The sequence below is a fragment of the Nocardia nepalensis genome (genome assembly GCF_048910785.1).
GTDB lineage: Bacteria > Actinomycetota > Actinomycetes > Mycobacteriales > Mycobacteriaceae > Nocardia > Nocardia nepalensis.
Map to the genome: position 1 here is coordinate 19,544 of NZ_JBKBET010000021.1, position 20,787 is coordinate 40,330.

A 20,787-nucleotide genomic window follows, 5' to 3' on the forward strand; every position below is an offset into this window, starting at 1 on the left:
GGGAAGTCGCCTGGGGACGATTTACGGATCAGCTCTGAAGTAGGTGCGAGCTGCTCACGTCTTCCCCCGAAGGGGTCAGGGGGCGGGCGTTGCGCCGCGCGGGGTCGTGGTCGTCGATGAGCTGGTCGGTTGCGCAGTGGTTGTCGGCAGCGTTCGCGTGGCAGTAGTTGTGGTCGAGGTCGTTACGGCGCTGGTCGGTGGTGCCGGTGTCGCGGTCGGGGTGACGGCGGCGAGGTCGCGGGCGGCGGCGGCGAACCAGGCCGCGGCGGCCGCCACGGGTGATTGCCCGGTCGGGGTCGCCGGCGTGTTGGTGTAGGAGCCGTGGCGGCCGGAGCTGTCGCTGTATTCGGTCCAGCTGGACAGGTCATAGAGCTGGGTGTTATCGGTGACGTTGGCGGTGATCGCGTCGAATGCCTGGTTCACCAACCGAATTCCGGTTTGCGGGGGAACGAGCTCGACCACGGCGGCGGCGAGTTTGGTGCCGAGGGTCGCGATCGCCGCGAGCGGGTCGCCCATCCCGACAGTGGCGAGTTCGGCAATCGTGTCCGGGGTGAAGACCTTGCGCGCCACGGTGGTGACCGCGTTCAACGCGATCGTGCCGACCCGAAATAGCGCGGCGATCACTTGGTCGGGGCCGGGTATCGGTGCACTCGGATCCGAGGCTTCGGCCAGGCGCTGGCTGATGGACTTGGCGGGGTCGTAGGACAGTTGGTCCAGGCTGTTGCCTTGGATGTCCTCGTTGACCACGCCGACGGCGGTCTTGTAGACCGTGGCCGCGAGAGCTTGGGCGATCGTGGAGATCGCGGTGACCGGGTCACGCAGATCCGACTGAGCGGCGATATTGCTGACCGTCGTCGCCAACGGTCCTTCGGCAGGGGTCGCGCAGGTGGCATCACCCGCCGCGCAGAAGTCGGCGACCCGTCCACTCAGCGCACCGAAACTTACTGGCGTAGAGGTGGTTCGGCCGATCCCGGAGCCGCCCGGACTCGTATCGGTGAAAGCGATCTTCGACACTGCTGTCCCGATGGTGCCGGGCGCGGCGGCCGGGGTGGTGGCACCCGCCGTGCCAGGCAGCACCGGGGTGTTCGCGGTGCGGGCGGGGTTGGCCAGCAGCGCGATACCGGCGATCTGGTCCGAACCGATCGCGCTCGACCCATTCCCGACCCGTTGGGCGAACGCGGCCACAGCGGGAGCTCCTTGGGTGTAGCCGGCGGCGGCGATCTTCGTAACCGGGCAACGACGCACGATCTCGGCGGCTGTGTCCTCAAGTCGCGTCGCGGCGGTGGCGATGGCCTGCTCGTAGGGCTCTGCGGTGCCGTCGTCGCGGCTGCCGTAGGGAATGTAGGCGCGTTGCACCAAACCCTGCGCGGCGCTGAGCATCGGCGCGAACAGCCCTCCGAGCGCGCCGGTATCGATGGTCGAGGCGGTATCCGGTGAGCCCTCATCGGGTCCTTGAACACCGAGCGCATACAGCACCGGACAGGTCCGATCCAGCGGCGCGTCGATACTCGACGGCTGAGCCGACGCGGACCCGCCCGCCACGATGGTCGCGACGACCGCGCACGCCGCGACAATCGTCGACAGTGCGCGGTCCGACGCTGACGTTCCTGCCGCATATGTGCCGCGGATTGTGCTGATACGCACGGTGTCTTCTCCTTTCAGTTGCCAGATCCGGTACGCCATGCCGTGTTTCGGTCGGCCGGGTCTCCCGGGGAACGGGCTTATGGCTCCGGTGTGGCCGGGGACTTCGTCGTCGCCGCCGTCCACCCTGCGGGCCGCGCACCGCCCGGAGGGATGCGTTGCAGGTAGCCCGCCAAGCGGGCGATGGCCTCACCGGCTCCGTCGATGGCGGCTTGCAGGTGATCGACCCGGTATTCACGCCAGTTCAGATCAACGCCGAGCCCGCGGTATTCACTGAACAGTCGCCGCGCGGACTCGACGGGAATGAGGCTGTCCTCAGTTCCGTGATAGAGGTGGACCGGGACCTGCGGTGCCTGCTGTCCGCAGCATTCGCGGGCCAGTACGTACCGCCACAAGGGGTCGTTCCACGGGTCCGCGCGCTCGCACCAGCGGCCCAACGGTTCGCGGTATCGGACGACAATGTCTGTGGCGGTGAGGTTTTCGGCGTTCGCGACGGCCACGTGGCCTTCGGTGGTGAGGACGTGCAACATCGGCAGATGCGCATACCCACGTGCCAACCCGACCAGCCCGGCCAGCCCCAGCCCAGACCAGGGTCCTCCGTCGATCTCGGCAACCAATTCACCCAGATCCGCAGCGACCGCGCCCGCGGCGATTCCGCGCAGGTCCAGCTCGCTCGCGTATCCGTGGTGGATTTCTCCTGCCCACAACGCGTTTCGTCCGCCGTCTGCGTAGCCCCACAGCGCGATCGGCGCGGTGTCGTAGTTCAGGTCCGGCAAGCGGCGTGCCGCGCGCGTGAGGTCGAGGACGGTTTGCCCGGCCGTGCGACCCGCCAGGAAGGTGTGTGGTCCGAGCCCCGTTATCCCGAGCCCGCGTCCGTCGGCGACCACGACGGTCCAACCGCGATCCAGGGCTGTTGCGATGTATTCCGCTTCGGGTTCGGTCCCGTCCTGCAATAGCTGTGAGGGTGCGCACCGGCCGCCGAGGCCGCGGAACGCTGGGCAGTATCCGAGGATTGCGCCAGTGCCCGCGTAGGCAACGGTGTCAGGGACGATGATGATGCCCGAGGCTGGGACCAGCTCACCGAAGGAATCACTCGATACGTAGACGATCTGCCAGGCTTGGGCGGCGGAATCCAGTTGTGGGATAACGGTTTCGCGTATCCGCAAGACCTCGCCCCGCTGGCTGCCCGCCTCGATCGGTGTCGCGGTGTAGAACTCGTCGTCGGTCAACGGATCGGTCATCATCGGCTCCCGATGTCATGTGCGAGTGCGATCAACCACGCAGTGCCGGAGGTCAATTGACCGGTCGCGGCGTAGCCGTTGTGACGGGCGACCGTGTCGGCGTAATGCAGCCATACAGCTGGATTCGACAGCGCCGCGTTGTCACCGAGCAGCTGCCCCCACGCCGCCGCGAGCTGCCCGACCAGCTTGGGCAGCAACCCCAGCGGGTTGCCGACAATGGTGGCGGTGATCTCGTTCCAGCGGGCGGCCGCCGCATCGGTGTCTTGCCGAGTCGGTGCCGCGATCCGTGGGTCGGCCGCATCGACCAGCCGGGCTGACAAAGATTCTTGCGGGGCGTAGTCGACGTTGCCGCCGCCGACCTGGATGTCGTTGTTGATGACGGTGATCCAGGTGTCACCGAGGGCCGCGGACAACAGTGAGTTGATCGATGCGACCGCGGAGATCGGGTCTGCCAGGTTCGCTTGGGCGGCGATCTGTGCGCCGACTCGTAGCAGCGCCGCCTGATCCGGTGCCGAGCACGCCAGATCACCATCGACACAGACGTCGGCGACGCGGCCTTCGAGCGCGCCGTAACCCGCGCCGGTGCTCGCGATTCCGCTACCACCGGCCGCGCTACTGATTATCTGGACACTCGACACGGCCGCGCCGCTGGTCCCCGGTGCCGGATCGGGAACGGTTTGCCCTGGTCGACCGGGAAAGGTTGGGTTACCCTCGCCGCGGATCGGATTGGAATACAGTGCGATCGCGGCGATCTTGTCCGCGGGCACTGAACCAACCCCTGCCCCTACTTCCTGGGCGAACTGCGCTAAGGCTTGTGCACCTTGGGAATAGGCGACAGCGGCGATCAACGTGCCAGGGCACTGCTCGATCACTTGTGCTGCCGCGGTGGCGAGTTGGTTGTGCGCGTCGGCGACCGACGCCGCGTATGGGTCTGGTCCCCCGCCGGGCACGATTCCGCCGAATCCGGCGCCGTAGGAGATGTAGCTGTGTTGCACCAGTCCCGGCGCGGCAGCGGCGACCGGTGCGAGCATGGTGCCGAGTACTCCGGTGTCGGCCAAGGGGTTCGCGGTCGGTGAGGACTGTCCGGTCCCTTGGACCCCGAGGATGTAGAGGGCCGGGCAGCCTGGCCCGATCGGCACCGCCTGGGCACTTCCGGCGTTGGCCGTGGTAGTCAGGGCCGCTGCGGCCGACACCGCGAGCGCGGTTATCGTGGCGCGGGCGCGTCGAATCGTGGAAGTCCTCACGGCTGCCCCACTCCCACCCCGGCACCGAACCCGGCACCGATGGTGCCGGCGACGACCGCACCCACCGCGGCGACTGGGACTCCGGCGATCGCGGCACCTGCTGCGGCACCGATCGCGGCACCGATCGCCGTTCCGGCGACACCGGAGGTGACGGTCCCGATGACCGGGACCTCGATCACCGTTCCCAGTGCGGCCCCGGCGATTCCGCCGATGGTGCCACCGACCAGACCACCTACGACTGCTCCCGCCGCTGCGGCCGGAGCACCGGTGACTGCGCCACCGGCCGCGCCGCCGAGCAACGCGCCCGCCGTGGTCGCGCCGCTGACGCGGTCGGAGCGGCCGGGCGGGAGCCCGATCGAGTCCAGCCCTTGGGCGAGTTGGGCTTCGGCACCGGCGGCGGTGTCGTTGATGCCGTCGCGGATCTCTGGCGGCAGCCAATCCGGTGACGGGGCTTCGAATTGCCCGATGCGGATCGTGTTCGGAGGTGGTTCGATCGGCGCGACCGGCGGCACCGGTTCGGGCAGATGCAGCTCCCCGAGATCGACCGGTGGGGCCGGAGCAGGCGAGGGTACCGGTCGGCTGGGCGCTTCGTTGCGCACTTCGGGCGGTTGCTCGTAATACGCCTGCGGTGCAGGTTCGTGTGCGGGTGCAGGTGGTGGCGCAGGTGCTGTTGTGCCTGGCTGTTCAGGGCTGGTGATCCCGGGCTGGTCCGCGATCGGATCGGCCGTGGTTGCCGCCGACGCGACACCGCCACAGACCAGGACCATCGCGACCGGAATCGCACTGGCCAGCGCAATCCTGTTGTCGCGCACTACTCGACCAGTCTTGCCGACAACAGAATGCGAGTGGGCCGGAGTGCGGCCGTCGCCCGATGCTACGCGATATGTTTTGTTTCGGTATTTGGGCATGCCAAATAACCCTTCTTCGCGAATGCGAGATAAGGAGAGTCGGAGAATGCGCTATGCGCGGCCCCGCCGGGCCTCCTAACATGATTTACGCAGATAGGAGGCCCTCTTCAGGGGCAAGCTATCAGAGGAAAGGCACGATCAGCGACAGTGCCTGCGCCGCGACTGACAAGCCATTGGACAACACCGACAAGCCGATGTTCACCCACGATAGAACGACAAAAGGATCCACGGATCTTCCCTTCGATGCGGTTGAGATTGCCTCTCTATCAAAACCGCGAAGTCCGTTGCGAATCTAGACTTTTTACCAACAAGATCATCCTATACAACAGCATTGTTCATTTCCGCGATTGCCTCATCAGCGAAAACCCCGACATTTAACAATGCTGTTGTCAAAGAGATTTCTCGGCGCTTCGGCCGAAAACCGTGGTTTGCGACCTGTTCTCAGCACTCACTCCGCCTCGGAAAGGCTAATTTTTCGCTACCGTGTGGCGAGATGAACATTGCTGCCACAGAACAGAAGTGATAGGAAGGAAGGTTCGTCTCGGGGGCAACATCTCAGAATATCCGACTGCACCCCCGCGGCGGAAGACACCAAAGGGAGGGGATGCCCGTATGAGTAGCCAAAATCAAGGCCGCGGTCCAGACCGCCACCTACGCAGACGCCGCAGGCCCAGATCACAGGTGGCACAGATGCCGGACTTCTTCGAGTGGGCATGGGAGTTGCGCACACGTAGAGGACTCAGCCGCGACAGAGCCGCTCCGCTCATCGGATTCAGCGCGTCCTACCTCACACAGATCGAATCCAAGCGGTACCTACCAGAACGCGAAGTCGTCGACGGACTCGTCACCGGCTACGAGCTCAACGACATGCAGGCCCGCCACCTGTACGAACTTTGGGAACCCGCAGTCGATCTCGCACCACTGGACGAACTCCGAGCCCGTCTCATCACATCCGGGCAACTCGAGCTCCTCGACTACCACGAACACAACAACGTCTTGGCTGTCTACATCGACTACACCTGGCACGTCCTGGCCGCCAACCCGTCGGCAGTGCGTGCCTTTCCCGGACTCAACGCGGCCGGAGGCAGCATCCTGAGCTGGTATTTTGATCCCGCTGCCCGCGATGTCATCGTCGAATGGGAACGGGGAGCAGCCCATATCGTCGCCACCGCCAAGGCCGTTCTCGGCCGACACCGCAACTCCCCCAGGGCATTACAACTGCTCGAACAGCTCCGAAAGAGCAGACAGTTCAATCAGCTCTGGCGCGACAACATCGACATCACCTACGGCCGCGCACCCACAGACCTGTTCCACTGGCGAGATCCCACCACCGGTGAACCGTTCTCACTCGCCGTCCAGACCAGCGACCATTTCGGCACCCAGGACATCTTCCTGTCCTGCGGCTTCCGCCGGCCCTACTCCGGACCACCACTCCCCTAGATCCCGAAACCGTTGGGCACAGACACTTTTCAACTCCAACATGCCGAGTTCCTATCCCAGACGGACCCCCTGTCAGAGCACGGCGCAGGCGGCCAACCGGACCGCCTACACCTTCTGCACCCTCGACCACCACATGGACGTCTATCACCCTATACACCGTGCGGCATGTCACACAGACACGCCGACATGCGCCGCCGACACCATACAAACCAGCACAGCGAACGAGCCCCGCTGCTGCCTCCCCGTGAACCCGATCAGGTTCCCCTCCCAGCGACCATCCCGCCCTCGAGCGGCAACCTGAGATCAACGTTGCAGCAACAGAACCGGAACATATCGGAGTTGAGACTGGCGAATTCATCTCGAATCCGCTTTTATTGGTAACGGGGATGATTCACGGATCGGCTGGTGAATCGAGGTCGTTAAATGGCGACAGCCACAATCAGCGACAGCGACGCTTGTCGAACATCACAGCGCAACCTATCCTCCCCACCACCGAACTGCAGAGCCGAAACACGATGCGTCAGTGAGACAGTCGTCGCTACCGGCACGAGTCGGATGCCTCAGCAGCGAGCATCCGTTGACTGACACTGCTGAGAATGGCCGCGAGTGGACCGCCGAGGAACTCGCGTACCTCGACCAGATCCAAGAACAACTCGCCGGCCCCCTCACCGAACGACAGCTCGCCATTCTGCGCCGCTGGTGGCATGGAGGCTACGCGCCAGACCAATGAGCAAACCCTGCAGACTGTTTCGACTCTGCCAGAACGAGAATCGCACAACCCCAGCGGATCACAACGTCGACACCGTCCGGTTCACGCCAACTCGCCCAACGACCGGCGCGCTACCCCGCGGCGGCATGGTAGGTCTCGCGGTGCTCGATCCAAGGACGCTGCCGCTCTTGCTCACTCATCGCCAACAACTCACGCAACTTCGCCCACGCCACCTCATCGGTCGGGGTATAGATTTGCATCCACGCATGCGGCAAAGCGGGCAGTGACATGCTCGTCAAGAACATCTCCAACTCCCCCACCGCGAGGTTCCGGATCTGTTTGGTACGACTGGCGGGAACCGCGACATCATTGCGAGCCCATAGCGCGGCGAAATTCTCACTCTCCGAACACAATTCGGAGATGAAATCCTCCCAACTGGGATCACCAAGGTTCTTCGCGTACGAACCACGCAGGTAACCCACCATGCGACGCAAGTCATCCCAATTGTGGTGATAGGTATTGCAGCACTCTGGAGTCAGGAACACACGGCGGGCCACGTTACGCTCGCCCAGTAGGAATCCCGGGCACAACGCCTCATAGGACTTGTTGTGCGCCAACACATCGTAGCGAGGACTCAGCACCACACCCGGCAATGGTTCCAGATGATCCAGAATCACCTGAAGCTCCTCCGGCAGGGCGGTTCCCGCATGTGCAGTGGGCACCGTCGGCACATCAGCAAGGCGATACAAATGCGCCTTCTCCGCCGCATCCAACGACAACGTCCGCGCCACCGAATTCAACACCTGCACACTGACATTGATATTCCGCCCCTGTTCAAGCCACGTGTACCATGTCACCCCTATTCCCGCCAGTTGTGCGACCTCCTCCCGACGTAGGCCAGGAGTGCGCCTACGCGGTCCAGGAGGTAGCCCCACGTCCTCCGGCGAGATCCTGGCGCGACGGGACTTCAGGAAGGCCCCCAGCTCTGAACGCCGAGCTTTACGTACTGCCTGAACATCAACTACACCGGCCATGCTCAGATGCTCCCATACCGCACTAGCGGTATCCAGGTGTCACCAGTACCAGTATCGGCGGCCGAGTTACGATGCTCCCACGACAGGAAGTCCCGAAACCACCGACGTCAGTCAAGCGACAAGGCGTTCGATCTTGATCGTATCGGCACCGGCACCGGCACCGAATCCCCGACGCTTTCCGGCTGCAGACAGCAGCGTCACACTGACCAACGAGCGGATGATGTCCCGCTTCGCCTCCAGCGGGGTCACTTCAGGATCGTGCCACCGTGCGCGTGCGTCCACCCCAGCAGCCGCGGCCACATGTGGCATCGGCAGCGCAGCCTGAGCACGTCGCTCCGCAGCCTCGATCAATGGGACCTTCTTCGCTTTGTACAACCCAATATCCCTGGGAGACAAGTCCGCATCGATGGCCTCGCTCAACCACTTCTCGTACGCGTCTCGCAGCTCCCGTGCCTCCGCCAGCGCTGCGACCGCGTCATCGTCTGTACGGGCCAATGAACCCAGCAACTCCGGATCCTCGAGTCGCCGCAAGACCACCTCTTCGACGAACGCATCAACCAGGTCAGCCTTCCGCGCCACACAGCCGTTTCGCTTACACACATACAAGCGGCCGCGGTCCGGACAATTTCGATGCACAACTGTTCCGGCGCACTTCCAGCACCAAGGGATCCCGGACAACAACCACTTGGGCGCGCTCCCTCGGAATGATCCTCGCCGCGGATCCTTGAGGATGAGTTTCAACCGCTCATGCTCTTCAACCGAGATCAGACCGTCCCAGGCTGCCTTGACCGTCAGTCGGTTCCCCTTCTCATCCACATGCACGCGCAACCCCGCCGCCGCTTCGCTGAGCAGGACGCGCTTGACCATGTCGCCGTCCCACTTTGTCCGCCATGCCTTCGGACACGGACACGTCTGCCTGTCGACCTTCTGCACGACCCGCCGACCATCCTTCACCGAGCACCGATTGCACGGGAAGGACTTGTCGTGACTGGGAATCAGCACACCCTCGCTAGTCAGCCAGCGCCCTATTCTATAGGTCTTTTCAAGGTCCAAAGCGCGCCTTGCCATTTCACGAAATATCGGACCATTCGTAGGGCACGGGACACGTCCCACCGACTTACCTCGCCGATACACAATTTGGAGACCGAAACCTTCGGGCCCGTGCGCCTTACCATCAGCAAAATTCTGCGACAAAGCCCGCATAGAGTCGATCCGGTTCCGTTCAGGCGCATGCTCATCCTCAACAGCATCCTGCGCGACGCGCTTACGATCATCGGGATCGTTCATGTCGTATAGAACGCCCCCGTAGTACCAATACACGCCGAACTCCGCACAGAGCTCACGCAACTCGGCCATATCGCTGATCTTTCGGTTAGCACGCGACGAGGACCAATTGACCAGCACACCCCCTGGGGCATCGCCGCACTTAACGCGGCGAGCTATCGCCTCCAGTTCCTGACGCAACTCCTCACGTCCCGGACGACTCTTGCGAGAATGCCGAGTCACCCCCACCGCTCCCTCGTCGATCACCTTGCACACGTTCCAACCGAACCGCGCACACTCGGCTCGCCCCCAGGCGATCTGCTCCTTCGGGGAACGCTCGTTCTTGTGCTTCCCCGCCTTGGAGACGCGAGCTTGGATGACGGCCACCAAACCGGGAAAATCCTTGGGACTCAGAGGCATATCCCCAGGCTAGGCAATAGATACATCTTTCCGCACTACACGCAGGTGTACCAAGTTATCCCTATCCCAGCCAGTTGCGCGACTTCCTCGCGTCGCAGCCCGGGGGTGCGGCGGCGGGGTCCCGGGGGCAGGCCGACGTCCTCGGGGGTGATCCGCGCGCGCCGGGACTTCAGGAAGGCGCCGAGTTCGGCGCGGCGCGCCTTGCGTACCGCGCGGACATCCACAACATCGGTCATCCTGTGATGATCCACGAAACCGCTAGCGGTATCCAGGTGCTGCCAGTACTAGTTTCAGGCCGCGCAAGCGCCATGGCGGTCTTGGCTCGGGTTTGTCAGCGGCCGTTTGCGTGGCGCCAATCCCGGACGGCGTCGCGGACCCGATCGAATAGTGCCAGCGGCGGACTCGTCACGAGGTTCGCCAGTCCGGTCTCGCCCGCATGCGGGTGCGGGCGGGTCGGCGCGACCTTCTCGGCGGCATGCAGCATGCCGGCCCAGCGTTCGAGCTGATTCACCGAGAACTGCCTGCGCAGGAACGGGAATTCCTCGGTCTCCTCGTTCGCGGCGTGTGCGGTGAACGTGGCGGCGAAATCGGATAGCTTCGCGTCGAAGTCGGGGTGGTCGACGCCGAGATCGTACAGTTCGGCCAGTGCGCGCTTGACCGCGTTCTCCTCCACCAGTCTGGGCCTGATGATTTCATCGGCGCCGAATGCCGAGCGCCGCGCCACCGCATGGACGACTTCTTCTTCGGCGGTTTCGTGCACCGCCAGCAGCCGCACCATCTCGGTGAACAGTTCCCGCTTATCGTCCTGCCCGGATTTCAGCTTGTCGAGTAGGTGCCGGATCTGCTCATGCTGGGTGGTCAGCAGGTCGATCGCGTTCTCATCCAGGTTTCCCATCGTGCACCTCGTTTCTGCGCAGACGGCGGTGTATTTCATATCCTCCTCCGTGGACCGACCAGCGCGCCACGTTCCGGTCGAAGAACTGGCCGACGGCGGTCGGCGCCGAAGCGCGATAGCAAACCGTTTGCTCTCGGCGCCCCTGGGTAGGTCGGCAATATGGATCATGCACGAGCTCCGTTGCTCGACGCGCTGGCCGAATACCATGACCTGGGCCGATACGGCTTCACCCCGCCGGGTCACCGGCAGGGACGCGGTGCCGACGACCGCGTCCGGCGAATCCTGGGCGCCGACAGCTTCCGTTCGGATGTACTCGCCAATAGCGGACTCGACGATCGCAAGGCCAGCGGTGGCTATCTGGTGCAGGCCGAGGAGTTGATGGCCGACGCCGTCGGAGCCGACTACGCCTTCTTCTCGACGTGCGGCAGCTCGCTGTCGGTCAAGGCGGCCATGATGGCGGTCGCGGGCGGCTCACCGGGCCTGCTGGTCGCGCGCGACAGCCACAAGTCGATCACCGCCGGGCTGATCTTCGCCGGGGTGCTGCCCCGCTGGATCACACCGCGCTGGGACGCCGACCAGCACCTGTCGCATCCGCCCTCGCCCGAGCGGATCCGCGCGACCTGGGAGCGCCATCCGGATGCGGCAGGGGCATTGATCGTCAGCCCGAGCCCGTATGGGACGTGCGCCGATATCCGGCGTATCGCCGAGGTCTGTCACGAGCGCGGCAAACCGCTCATCGTCGACGAGGCGTGGGGTGCGCATCTGCCGTTCCACGACGAATTGCCCACGTGGGCAATGGATGCCGGTGCGGATGTCTGCGTGGTCAGCGTGCACAAAATGGGTGCCGGATTCGAGCAGGGCTCGGTATTCCACCACCAGGGCGACCTCGTCGATCGAGAACGCCTTTCCGCGTGCGCGGATCTGCTGATGACCACCAGCCCGAACGTCATGGTCTACGCGGCGTTGGACGGCTGGCGACGCCAGATGGTCGAGCACGGGAAGGAATTGCTCGGCGCCGCATTGAAATTGGCCGGGCAAGTGCGGGCGGATATCGAACGGATTCCGGGACTGCACGTACTGGATGACGAACTGCTCGGCGCGGAGGCCTCCCATGACCTGGACCGCATGCAGGTCCTCATCGACGTCAGCGAACTCGGATTGAGCGGTTATCAGTGCGCCGACTGGCTGCGGGCGAACGCGCGGATCGATGTCGGACTCAGTGATCACCGCAGGATTTCGGCGACACTGTCCGTGGCCGATGACGAGTCCACCACCAGACGGCTGCTCGACGCCCTGCTGTCGCTGAGCGCGGCGGCACCGAAAATGCCTGCGCCGGAAGAGATTCGGCTCCCCGATCCGCAGGATCTCGAACTCGAGACCATTACGCTTCCCCGCGACGCGTTCTTCGGCCCCGTCGAGACGATCGCGATGGAAGCCGCCGCTGGACGGATCGTCGCCGAGCAGCTCACGCCCTACCCGCCCGGCATACCGGTCGCTCTGCCCGGGGAACGTCTCAATGCCGCTGTGATCGACTATCTGGTCACCGGGGTTCGCGCCGGGATGCTGGTGCCCGACGCCGCCGACAACTCGATGCGGACGGTCCGCGTGGTCGCCGATTGATTCGCCGCGCCCGGTTGGTCAACAGGGATCGGCCGGTCGGAACAAGGTCAGTGTCGCCGGTCGGCTGGTGAAGGTGAAGGCCGTGCCGTGGTCGTCGACCTCGCCGTCTACGGCCACGGCGACCGGACTCTCGACTCGCACCGTCAACTGTTCGGCACGACGGTGTACGTAGGTCGCAGAGCGGTCGAGGGTACCCGTGAGCGTGGCCCAGATCAGGCGAGTTCGTGAGAAGGGCAGGTCCGCGCGCAGACACCGCACGTCGAGGGTGCCTTGGTGCAGCGCGGGCCGCGACATCGGGATCTGGTGGGCGGGCCGGTAGTGGCCGTTGCCGACGAACAGCATCCAGATGGCGGTGTCGACTCCGTCGATGGTCGCGTGCAGCGGCTGGGTCCGAAACAGTACGCGCACCATGGCGATTCCCGCGGCGGGCCATTTGCCGAGGCGCGGCTGCCAGCGTTCCCTGGTCCGGACGAAATCCGGATATCCGCCGAGGCTGGCGGTATTGACGAAGGTGCGGGGCGCGAGTCCGTCGAATCGCACCTCGGCCGTGTCGGTCTGGACCGCTTCGCCCGATTCCAGTGCGGTCAGGGTGTTTTCCGGCCGATCCACGCCGGTATCGCGGGCGAAGTGGTTGAGAGTGCCGCCCGCGAACACGGCCAGCGGGAGCCGGTGGTCGACTGCGGCCGCCGCGACGGCCGATACCGTTCCGTCGCCGCCGAATACGCCGAGTGCGATGACATCATCGCGGCGCGCTCGGTCGTCGAGCTGCGCGGCGAGATCGTCGGTCACCTCCAAAATCTGTGCGGCGGGCAGCTTTTCGCGCAGTAGCCGCAGTTCTTCGGCACCGGTGCCGCCGGATTGTGTGTTGGTCACCAATAGCAGCCCGGAACCGTTGGGCACCGGGGTGATTCGTCGACGCGGCCCGAGTTCGGCGGGTTCATCCTCGCGCCGCGCCCACCAGCGCCGGGTGCCCAGGGCTATCGCACTGCCCAATGCCGCCCCCGCGAGCACATCCGAAGGCCAATGCACGCCGATGTGTACGCGCGAATACCCGACCGCCACCGCTATCGGCGCGATAGCGACTGCCGTGGCCGGAGATTCGAGTGCGACACCGGTTGCGAAGGCCGCGGCGGAGGCAGAGTGTCCAGAGGGGAACGAGGAGGACACCAGCGGCGTCACCAGCCGCCGCACGAACGGCACCGACTCATCGGGCGGCCTGCGGCGCGGAAACAGCGGCTTCGCAATACCATTAGCCACCGAGCTGGACAGTGCGACCGAGACGAGCCCGCGCACGGCCGCCCGTCGCGGTCCCCGACCATCGACCAGCGCCAGCACGGCCGCCACCACCAGCCACAGCCGGCTGTAGTCAGCACTCCTACTCAATGTCCGCAGGAATCGGTCGGCGGGCGTCTGCCGCACCCGGGCACTGCGCGCCACGAGCCACGCGTCCGCGCGCCCCGCGAGCCTCCGTCGCGGGGCCTTCGGTGTCCGCTGTCGCATGCTCCCAGGCTATCGACACTCGCGTCGTCTGCCACCGCGCCGAGAGCCTGGGCTCCCGCCTCGAAGGAGGGCCACGACGCTGCTGAGCACGCGATCGACACCGATCAACGGCTCGGCCGACCAGGTTGAGCAGCGTAGATGCCCTTTTTCTGGCACGCCTTGACACCTGGGCAGAGCAAAGGAATCATCTGATTCCAATGGAATCAACTGATTCCTATAGGCGTGGGACCGCGTGGGGCTAGGAGTACGGATGGATCAGCCGACAGCGCAGCCGCAGGACGACCATGTGCCGATCGTGGTCATCGGCGCCGGGTTCGCGGGGATCGGGTTGGCGGTGAAGCTGCGTGCGGCCGGATTCCGTGACTTCGTGATTCTCGAGCGCGGCGCCGATCTCGGCGGTACCTGGAGCGCCAATACCTATCCGGGTTGCGCCTGCGATGTCCCCTCGATGCTGTACTCGTATTCGTTCGCGCCGAATCCGAATTGGTCGCGGCGCTACGGCACGCAGCCGGAGATCCTCGACTATCTGCGCGGTGTCGCCGAGAGATTCGAGGTGCCGCAGCATATTCGGTACGACAGCGAGGTGCTCGACGCGATATGGGATGAGACCGCCGGACTGTGGCGCATCCGCACCGGGCAGGGATCGCTCACCGCCGACGTGCTGGTCTCGGCGATCGGGCCGTTCAGCGAGGCACAGATCCCCCACCTGCCCGGCATCGCGAATTTCACCGGCACCCAATTCCATTCCCTGCACTGGGATCACGACCACGACCTGACCGGCGAGCGGGTCGCGGTGATCGGGACCGGCGCTTCCGCGGTGCAGTTCATTCCCGAGATCCAACCCCGCGTGGGACATCTGACGGTCTTCCAGCGGTCGGCGCCGTGGATCGTGCCCCGCATGGATTGGGCGACCACCGCTGTCGAGCGCACGCTATTGCGCCGGATGCCGTTGCTGGGCAGGACGATTCGTGCCGCCTACTTCACCGGTATCGAGGGATTCGGTCTGGTCGGGTTCGTGGACAAGCGGTTCCGCCACCCGTTCGAGGCATTGGGCCGGTTGCAGCTGCGTCGGCAGGTTCCCGATCCGCGACTGCGCCGAAAGCTGACGCCCGACTACATGATCGGCTGCAAACGCGCGATCTTCTCCGATGCCTACTATCCGGCACTGACCCAGCCCAATGTCGAGGTGGAGACCTCCGGCATCGCCGAGGTCCGGGCGCGATCGATCATCACCCGCGACGGCGCCGAACACGAGGTGGATACGATTATCTGGGGCACCGGATTCGGCGTGCCGCCGCGGATATTCGAGGCGATCCATGACACCGGCGGGCGCACCCTCGCACAGCTGTATCGGCAACGTCCGCAAAGCTATCTCGGCACCACAGTCACCGGATTCCCGAACTTCTTCACCACCCTCGGCCCGTTCGGCGCGGCCGGAAACCAGTCCGCCATCTTCATGATCGAGGCGCAGATCCGCTATATCGTGGATGCGGTAAAGAACATGCGCGACAACGGTCTTCGCCGCATCGAGGTGCGACCGCAGGCGCAGCGGGCCTTCGTCGAGGAGATGGAACAGCGCAGTCGGGACACGGTATGGGTGACCGGCGGCTGCCGCAGCTACTACCAAACCGCCGACGGCAATCACAATGCCGGGCTGTATCCGAACTGGAGTTTCGAATACGCCCGCCGCACCAACCGATTCGACGTCGACGCCTACCTCACCGAGGCATCATGAACCTGTTGCGATTTTTGCCGGCCGACGCCGCCTTCGACGTGACCGATAAGGTGGTGGTGATCACCGGCGCCGGCCGCGGCATCGGTGCGGAACTGGCGCAAATCCTGCACCGCCGCCGCGCACGGGTCGTCATGCTCGACCTGGACGAGGACAAAGTCCGCACTGCCGCATCGCGACTGGGGTCGCGTGCGATCCCGCTGCGCGCCGATGTCGCCGACCGGGACAGCATGGTCGCGGCCATCGCGGCGGTTCGTGAGCGTTTCGGCCGCATAGATCTGGTCGTCGCCAATGCCGGTATCACCCCGACGCCCGCCACGCTGCGCACGATGGACCCGGCCGACTTCGACCGCGTCATCGGCGTCAACCTGACCGGTGTCTTCAATACCGTCCGCCCGGCGCTCGACGATATCGTCGCCACCCGCGGACATGTCGTGGTGGTCTCCTCCTGCGCCGCGTTCGCGCCCGGTATGGGCGGTTCGCCGTACATGATCAGCAAGGCCGGTGTCGAACAGCTCGGACGAGCGCTGCGGGTCGAACTCGCCGCCTCCGGGGCCAGCGCCGGGGTCGCCTATTTCGGCATCGTCGATACCGCCATGACCCACCACACCCTCGATGACGACGAATTCGGCCGCGCCGCCGATGCCATGCTCCCCTGGCCGCTCAACCAGCGCATCAGCGCCGCCGAGGCCGCGCTGGCGGTCGCCGATGGCATCGCCCGCCGTGCCCCGCGCACCATCGCACCGCGCGTCTGGGAGCCCTACTCCCTGCTGCGCGGCGCGATCAACGTGCTGATGGACCAGTACCTCAGCACCGATGAACAGCTCCGGGATCTGCTCCGAAAGCTGGAACAACGCGCGGGCACACGGCCGCGGAGTGAGTCGACACGCCCGTGACATGATCGAACCCGTGAGTTCGTCAGCCACCACTTGGCGCGGCAGCACCATGGCCAGCCGCTCCGCCGAACGCCGCGAGCAGTTGGTCCGGGCCGGATACGCGCTGCTCGGCGGCGAGGGCGCGGCGGCGACCACCATGCGGGCGGTCTGCCGCGAGGCGGGGTTGAGCCTGCGCTACTTCTACGAGAACTTCCCCGATCGCGAAGCGCTGCTCGTCGCGGTCTACGACCAGACGGCGCACGGGTTGCTCGACGCCGTCACGACCCGGCTCGGCGACGCACCGGACGACGAAACCGCCCGCGCCCGAGCGGCTTTCGACGCGGCAGCACAGTACTTCCAGGACGACCCGCGCCGAGGACGGATCATGTTCCGTGAAACCCTCGCCGATGACACCCTACGGGCCCGCGGCGCCGACGCGCTCCCGGCCTTCGTCACACTCGTCGCCGCGCAACTCGCACCGCGGCAGGCCGCGCGGCTGACCGCCAGCTCGGGCCGAATTCCCCTGCCGGTCAGCGCGATATCCGGTGCGCTGCTCGCGCTGTTCCTCGATTGGCTCGACGGCGATATCGAAACCAACCGCGACGAGGTGGTCGACTACGCGACCCGCCTCACCATCACCATTCTCGAGCTCACCTGAGCCCTACAGCAGGCCGCGCAGCCGCAGATCGGCGACGTACTTCCCGATAAGGGCGGGTGTCAGATGCGGAATATCGTGCTCGGGGCCGATATTCGCGGCTCGGACCGCCGCGGTGAAACCCCCGGCTGGGATGGCGGAGCCGCGGATCGGGCGGGCGGGCCGGCGGTAGGCGTGCAGCAGCGGTAGCACCGAGGCCTGGCGCTGCTTCTCGGGCAGGGCGCGCAGGGCGGTTTCGAACCGGGTGAACCACTCCCGATAGTCGTCGATCCGCCGGATGGGGTGGCCGGATTCGATGAGCCAGTCCACGAATTCGTCCAGGGAGATGCCGTCATCGTGCGGGTTGAGGACGTCGAAGGTTTGGAAACCGTTGCGCGCCTCGGCGCCGAGGGTGGTGATCGCCGCGGCGGTGAAGTCGGCGGGCAGGCCGTCGTAGTGTGCGCGTTGACGTTTGCCGTCGGCATCGGTCTCGTAGAACGAGTACGGGGCGATGCCCGTCGCGACCAGGCTCAGCAGCAGCCGGGTGAACATGTCCGGAACATTGAGCTGGCCGCCGAATCGACTGTGGGCCAGGATCATATCGGATCGGAAGACCGCGACGGGCAGCCCGCACAGCTCGTGCGCTTCCCGCAGCAGCACCTCACCTGCCCATTTGCTGTTGCCGTAGCCGTTGGCGTAGCTGTCGTCGATGGCACGCGCAGGGCTGATTTCGCGGATATCGCCGTCTTCCTCGAAGGCGGAGGGGTGAATCTGGGCCGCTACCGCGACGGTGGACAGATAGGTGACGGGCTTGATCCGCGTGGTGATGGCCAGACGGATGAGTTCGGCGGTGCCAACGACATTGGGGCCGAAGAGCTGGTCGTAGGGCAGCACGTGATTGACCAGCGCGGCCGGATGCACGATCAGATCGACGGTGTCGGCCAGCCGATGCCAGGTCGCGTCGTTCAGGCCGAGATTCGGCTCGCCGATATCGCCGGGCAAGACTTCCAGGCGGCGAGCGGCCAGATCCCGGTAGCGCCGGATCAGTTCGGGGTCACCGCTGTCGAAGGCCTCGTCGAGCCGTGCGCGGGCCGCCGCGGCGTCTCTGCCGCGAATGATGCAGATCAGCGTGCCGCCGGTCGCGTCGAGTCGTTCCAGCCACTCCAGGCACAGGAAGCGGCCGAGGTAGCCATTGGCGCCGGTCAGCAGGACGGTCTCCGGCGCGGCGGTTCGCGGGAGAGTCGTTGCGGCGGTGAGCGTTTGCGCGTCGATGAACTTGTCCAATGTCAGTTCATCCGCACGCGCGAGATCGGCCTGGGTGTGCACCGAGGCGAAGGTGGGCCGGATCGCCCCGGAGCCCCGCGCCGATTCGACATAGTCCGCCAATTCCCGCAACCCGTTGGCCGGGCTGACGATAACGCCCACCGGCACCTCGACATCGAAGATATCGCGCAGCAGATTCGAAAATGACAGCGCGGACAGGGAATCGCCGCCCAGATCGGTGAAATGCGCATCGGGCCGCAGATCGGCTGTCGCACAGCCGAGTACCGCCCGGGCGGCATGGCTCACGGTCTCCAGTACCGGCCGATCGGCGGCCTGGTGGCGCAGCGCGAGCAGCTCATTCGCCTGCCCCTCGGCCAGTTCGGCGTAAAGCTGCTGCAGCCGGTCGCCGTAGCGCTCGATCAGCTTGGGACGCAACAACTTGCCGATACCGGAGAGCAGACCGTTCTCGGCGGTGAAGGGTTCGGTCTCGATCAGGAAATCGCGCGGGATCTCATAGGAGTTGAGCTCGGCCTCCTTGGCGATGCGTTGCAGCGAATCACTCAGTACCGCTTTGGGATCGGCGCTGCGCAGCACCTCCTCGGTCGGCACGACCACGGCGAGCAGATAGGCGCGCTCACTGCTGCCGTATACGAAGATCTGCTCGAGCAGCGGACTGCTGGCATAGACGGCCTCCAGGTGCGCGACGGCGACGAATTCACCCTGGGACAGCTTCAGCACATTGTTGCGGCGGTCGACGTAGACGAGCTGATCGGGCCCGAGCTCGGCCACGATGTCACCGGTCTTGTAGAAGCCGTCCGCGTCGAAGATCTCCGCGGTGACCTCGGGACGTTTGTAATAGCCGGGGATCATGGTGGCGGTCTTCAACAGCAGTTCGCCGCGCGGATATGGCTGGTCGGTGCCGAAATACCCCAGCTCGGGCACGTCGACCAGCTTGTAGTCGATGACCGGTGGACGGCGGATCAGGTTATCGATCAGCACACCGCCGCCCGCCTCGGTCGAGCCGTAACCGTTGTGCAGGTCCAGGTCGATGACCGATTCCATGAATGCCTTCATCTCGGCGGCCAGCGGTGCGCTGCCGACGATCGCGGTCATGAACCGGCCGCCCAGGAAGTCCTCGCGCAGTTCGGCTTTCACCGTGCGATCGAGTTCGGCGCGGTCGACATCCGGTTCGGAGCGCCGCTCCATTTCGCTCTGATAGCGCTGAAAGACCATGTCGCAAACGCGCGGTACGAAGAACAACTCGGTCGGGCGAACCAGGGCGATATCCTCGAACAGCGTCGAGATATCGCTCTTGGCTGCGAAATACGCGGTGCCGCCACGGGCCAGCACCCCGTACAGCGACATCCGCCCGGCCACGTGGCTCATCGGCATATAGTTCAGGTTGACCACGGCCAGTTCGGGCTGGGCCAACCACATCGCGGTCACCAACCGGCCGGTGTACATGGCGCCCTTGGGGGTTCCGGTGCTTCCGGAGGTGTAGATCAGCAGTGTGAGCGCGTCATCGTCGGAAACGAACAGCGGCGCGGGCGGCAAGGTGCGCCCGCGTTCGAGTATCGAGTCCAGCGACTCCACCACTATCGGAGTGCTCGCGAGGCGGCGGCGGGCCGACTCGACCGCTTCGCGCTCATCGTCGTCCTCGGGGTGATAGTCGAAGACGACCAGCCGTTGCGGCGTCGGCCCCGTGAGCACGCATTCGATTGCGGCATCGAGGTTTTCGGGGGTCGCGGCGAGGATACGTGGCGCGGTCTCGGCGACGATCGCCGACAACTGCGCGGGCGACGCACTCGCCTGCAACGGCACGGCGACCGCGCCGAGATACAGACAGGCCAGGTCGAGGGCGGTGTAGTCGGCGCTGGTGAAACCGAGCATCGCGACGAAATCACCGGCGCGCAGCGGGTTTTCGGGGTCGTGATGCCAGGCGGCGGCGATCGTGCCGACCCGCGCCCATAGCTCCCCGTAGGTAATCGTGGTGAACTCGGGCAGCAGTCGCGGGGTTCGGCGGCCGGAATCGTCAGTGGTCGGTTCGGAAACGCGATGTCCGAGCGCGGGGCGATCCGCATAGCCGGTCATCACCAGCTCCGCGATCCGGGATGGACCGAGTCCCGGTTCTCGGACGGCCGCGAAGATCTCCGGATCCGGTCTGGCGTCGCGTATATCCTGATGGGCGGTGTACAGGTCGGTGATGCGACCGACCAGACGTTCCATCCGCGAATCACTCAGCATGGGCCAGCCTCCCTCGGTGGTTTCCAACCCTCGGTTGTTCCGTGCACATAGACGACGCCTATATCCACTAACGTTAGCTTGCCTAAATATTCCAGGTCCGACCCGACTTGGGCAATGGCCTGGT

General features: G+C 65.3%; 15 protein-coding genes and 1 pseudogene. 6 read left to right on the plus strand and 10 right to left on the minus strand.

Annotation, left to right across the window (positions count from 1 at the left end; all coding sequences use genetic code 11):
• Positions 1 to 75: 75 nt before the first annotated feature.
• The 4 genes from ACHQ4I_RS16990 to ACHQ4I_RS17005 form a co-directional block, all read right to left on the minus strand.
• Positions 76 to 1,644: a cutinase family protein gene (locus ACHQ4I_RS16990; RefSeq protein WP_420772750.1), complete on the minus strand. Its 1,569-nt coding sequence runs from the start codon at positions 1,642 to 1,644 to the stop codon at positions 76 to 78.
• A 77-nt stretch (positions 1,645 to 1,721) separates the two neighbouring features.
• Positions 1,722 to 2,882 (minus strand): lipase family protein, encoded by a 1,161-nt coding sequence (locus ACHQ4I_RS16995; RefSeq protein ID WP_420772751.1) that lies wholly within the window; start codon positions 2,880 to 2,882, stop codon positions 1,722 to 1,724.
• Positions 2,882 to 4,126 carry a cutinase family protein gene (locus ACHQ4I_RS17000; RefSeq protein WP_420772752.1) on the minus strand — a complete coding sequence of 415 codons (1,245 nt, stop codon included), beginning with the start codon at positions 4,124 to 4,126 and terminating at the stop codon, positions 2,882 to 2,884. Before ACHQ4I_RS17000 ends, ACHQ4I_RS16995 begins: the two co-directional genes overlap by 1 nt.
• On the minus strand, positions 4,123 to 4,938 hold the full coding sequence (locus ACHQ4I_RS17005) for a hypothetical protein (RefSeq protein WP_420772753.1): 816 nt from the start codon (positions 4,936 to 4,938) through the stop codon (positions 4,123 to 4,125). Before ACHQ4I_RS17005 ends, ACHQ4I_RS17000 begins: the two co-directional genes overlap by 4 nt.
• A 786-nt stretch (positions 4,939 to 5,724) precedes the next feature.
• On the opposite strand from ACHQ4I_RS17005, the gene ACHQ4I_RS17010 reads away from it, so the two are divergent.
• A complete protein-coding gene (locus tag ACHQ4I_RS17010; protein ID WP_420772754.1) occupies positions 5,725 to 6,474 on the plus strand; it encodes an MmyB family transcriptional regulator in 750 nt (249 codons plus the stop codon).
• 577 nt (positions 6,475 to 7,051) lie between these two features.
• A complete protein-coding gene (locus tag ACHQ4I_RS17015; RefSeq protein ID WP_420772755.1) occupies positions 7,052 to 7,204 on the plus strand; it encodes a hypothetical protein in 153 nt (50 codons plus the stop codon).
• A gap of 110 nt (positions 7,205 to 7,314) precedes the next feature.
• On the opposite strand, the gene ACHQ4I_RS17020 is transcribed toward ACHQ4I_RS17015, so the two are convergent.
• The 4 genes and pseudogenes from ACHQ4I_RS17020 to ACHQ4I_RS17035 form a co-directional block, all read right to left on the minus strand.
• A complete protein-coding gene (locus tag ACHQ4I_RS17020; RefSeq protein WP_420772756.1) occupies positions 7,315 to 8,217 on the minus strand; it encodes a helix-turn-helix transcriptional regulator in 903 nt (300 codons plus the stop codon).
• A gap of 111 nt (positions 8,218 to 8,328) precedes the next feature.
• Positions 8,329 to 9,900 carry a recombinase family protein gene (locus ACHQ4I_RS17025; protein WP_420772757.1) on the minus strand — a complete coding sequence of 524 codons (1,572 nt, stop codon included), beginning with the start codon at positions 9,898 to 9,900 and terminating at the stop codon, positions 8,329 to 8,331.
• A 44-nt stretch (positions 9,901 to 9,944) separates the two neighbouring features.
• A pseudogene (locus ACHQ4I_RS17030) lies at positions 9,945 to 10,136 on the minus strand (transcriptional regulator); the annotation flags it as partial.
• A 95-nt stretch (positions 10,137 to 10,231) separates the two neighbouring features.
• Complete coding sequence (locus tag ACHQ4I_RS17035) at positions 10,232 to 10,795, minus strand: hemerythrin domain-containing protein (RefSeq protein ID WP_420772758.1); 564 nt, start codon at positions 10,793 to 10,795, stop codon at positions 10,232 to 10,234.
• Between the two features lie 159 nt (positions 10,796 to 10,954).
• Between ACHQ4I_RS17035 and ACHQ4I_RS17040 the strand changes: the two genes are divergently transcribed.
• Positions 10,955 to 12,415: an aminotransferase class I/II-fold pyridoxal phosphate-dependent enzyme gene (locus ACHQ4I_RS17040; protein WP_420772759.1), complete on the plus strand. Its 1,461-nt coding sequence runs from the start codon at positions 10,955 to 10,957 to the stop codon at positions 12,413 to 12,415.
• Positions 12,416 to 12,433: 18 nt separating this feature from the next.
• Here ACHQ4I_RS17040 and ACHQ4I_RS17045 read toward each other — a convergent pair whose 3' ends face one another.
• On the minus strand, positions 12,434 to 13,915 hold the full coding sequence (locus ACHQ4I_RS17045) for a bifunctional phosphatase PAP2/diacylglycerol kinase family protein (RefSeq protein ID WP_420772760.1): 1,482 nt from the start codon (positions 13,913 to 13,915) through the stop codon (positions 12,434 to 12,436).
• A 250-nt stretch (positions 13,916 to 14,165) separates the two neighbouring features.
• On the opposite strand from ACHQ4I_RS17045, the gene ACHQ4I_RS17050 reads away from it, so the two are divergent.
• The 3 genes from ACHQ4I_RS17050 to ACHQ4I_RS17060 are packed head-to-tail and all read left to right on the plus strand — an operon-like array spanning position 14,166 to position 17,180.
• Positions 14,166 to 15,650, plus strand: coding sequence for a flavin-containing monooxygenase (locus ACHQ4I_RS17050; protein ID WP_420772761.1), 1,485 nt, complete (start codon positions 14,166 to 14,168; stop codon positions 15,648 to 15,650).
• The gene (locus ACHQ4I_RS17055) at positions 15,647 to 16,543 is read left to right on the plus strand and encodes an SDR family oxidoreductase (protein WP_420772762.1); all 897 of its coding nucleotides are present in this window, start codon (positions 15,647 to 15,649) and stop codon (positions 16,541 to 16,543) included. The genes ACHQ4I_RS17050 and ACHQ4I_RS17055 overlap by 4 nt, the downstream gene beginning before the upstream one ends.
• Positions 16,544 to 16,556: 13 nt before the next feature.
• Entirely contained in the window at positions 16,557 to 17,180 is a 624-nt protein-coding gene (locus tag ACHQ4I_RS17060; RefSeq protein ID WP_420772763.1) for a TetR/AcrR family transcriptional regulator, read from the plus strand.
• Between the two features lie 3 nt (positions 17,181 to 17,183).
• Here ACHQ4I_RS17060 and car read toward each other — a convergent pair whose 3' ends face one another.
• Positions 17,184 to 20,663, minus strand: a complete 3,480-nt coding sequence (car, locus tag ACHQ4I_RS17065; protein WP_420772764.1) for a carboxylic acid reductase — start codon at positions 20,661 to 20,663, stop codon at positions 17,184 to 17,186.
• Positions 20,664 to 20,787 lie beyond the last annotated feature (124 nt).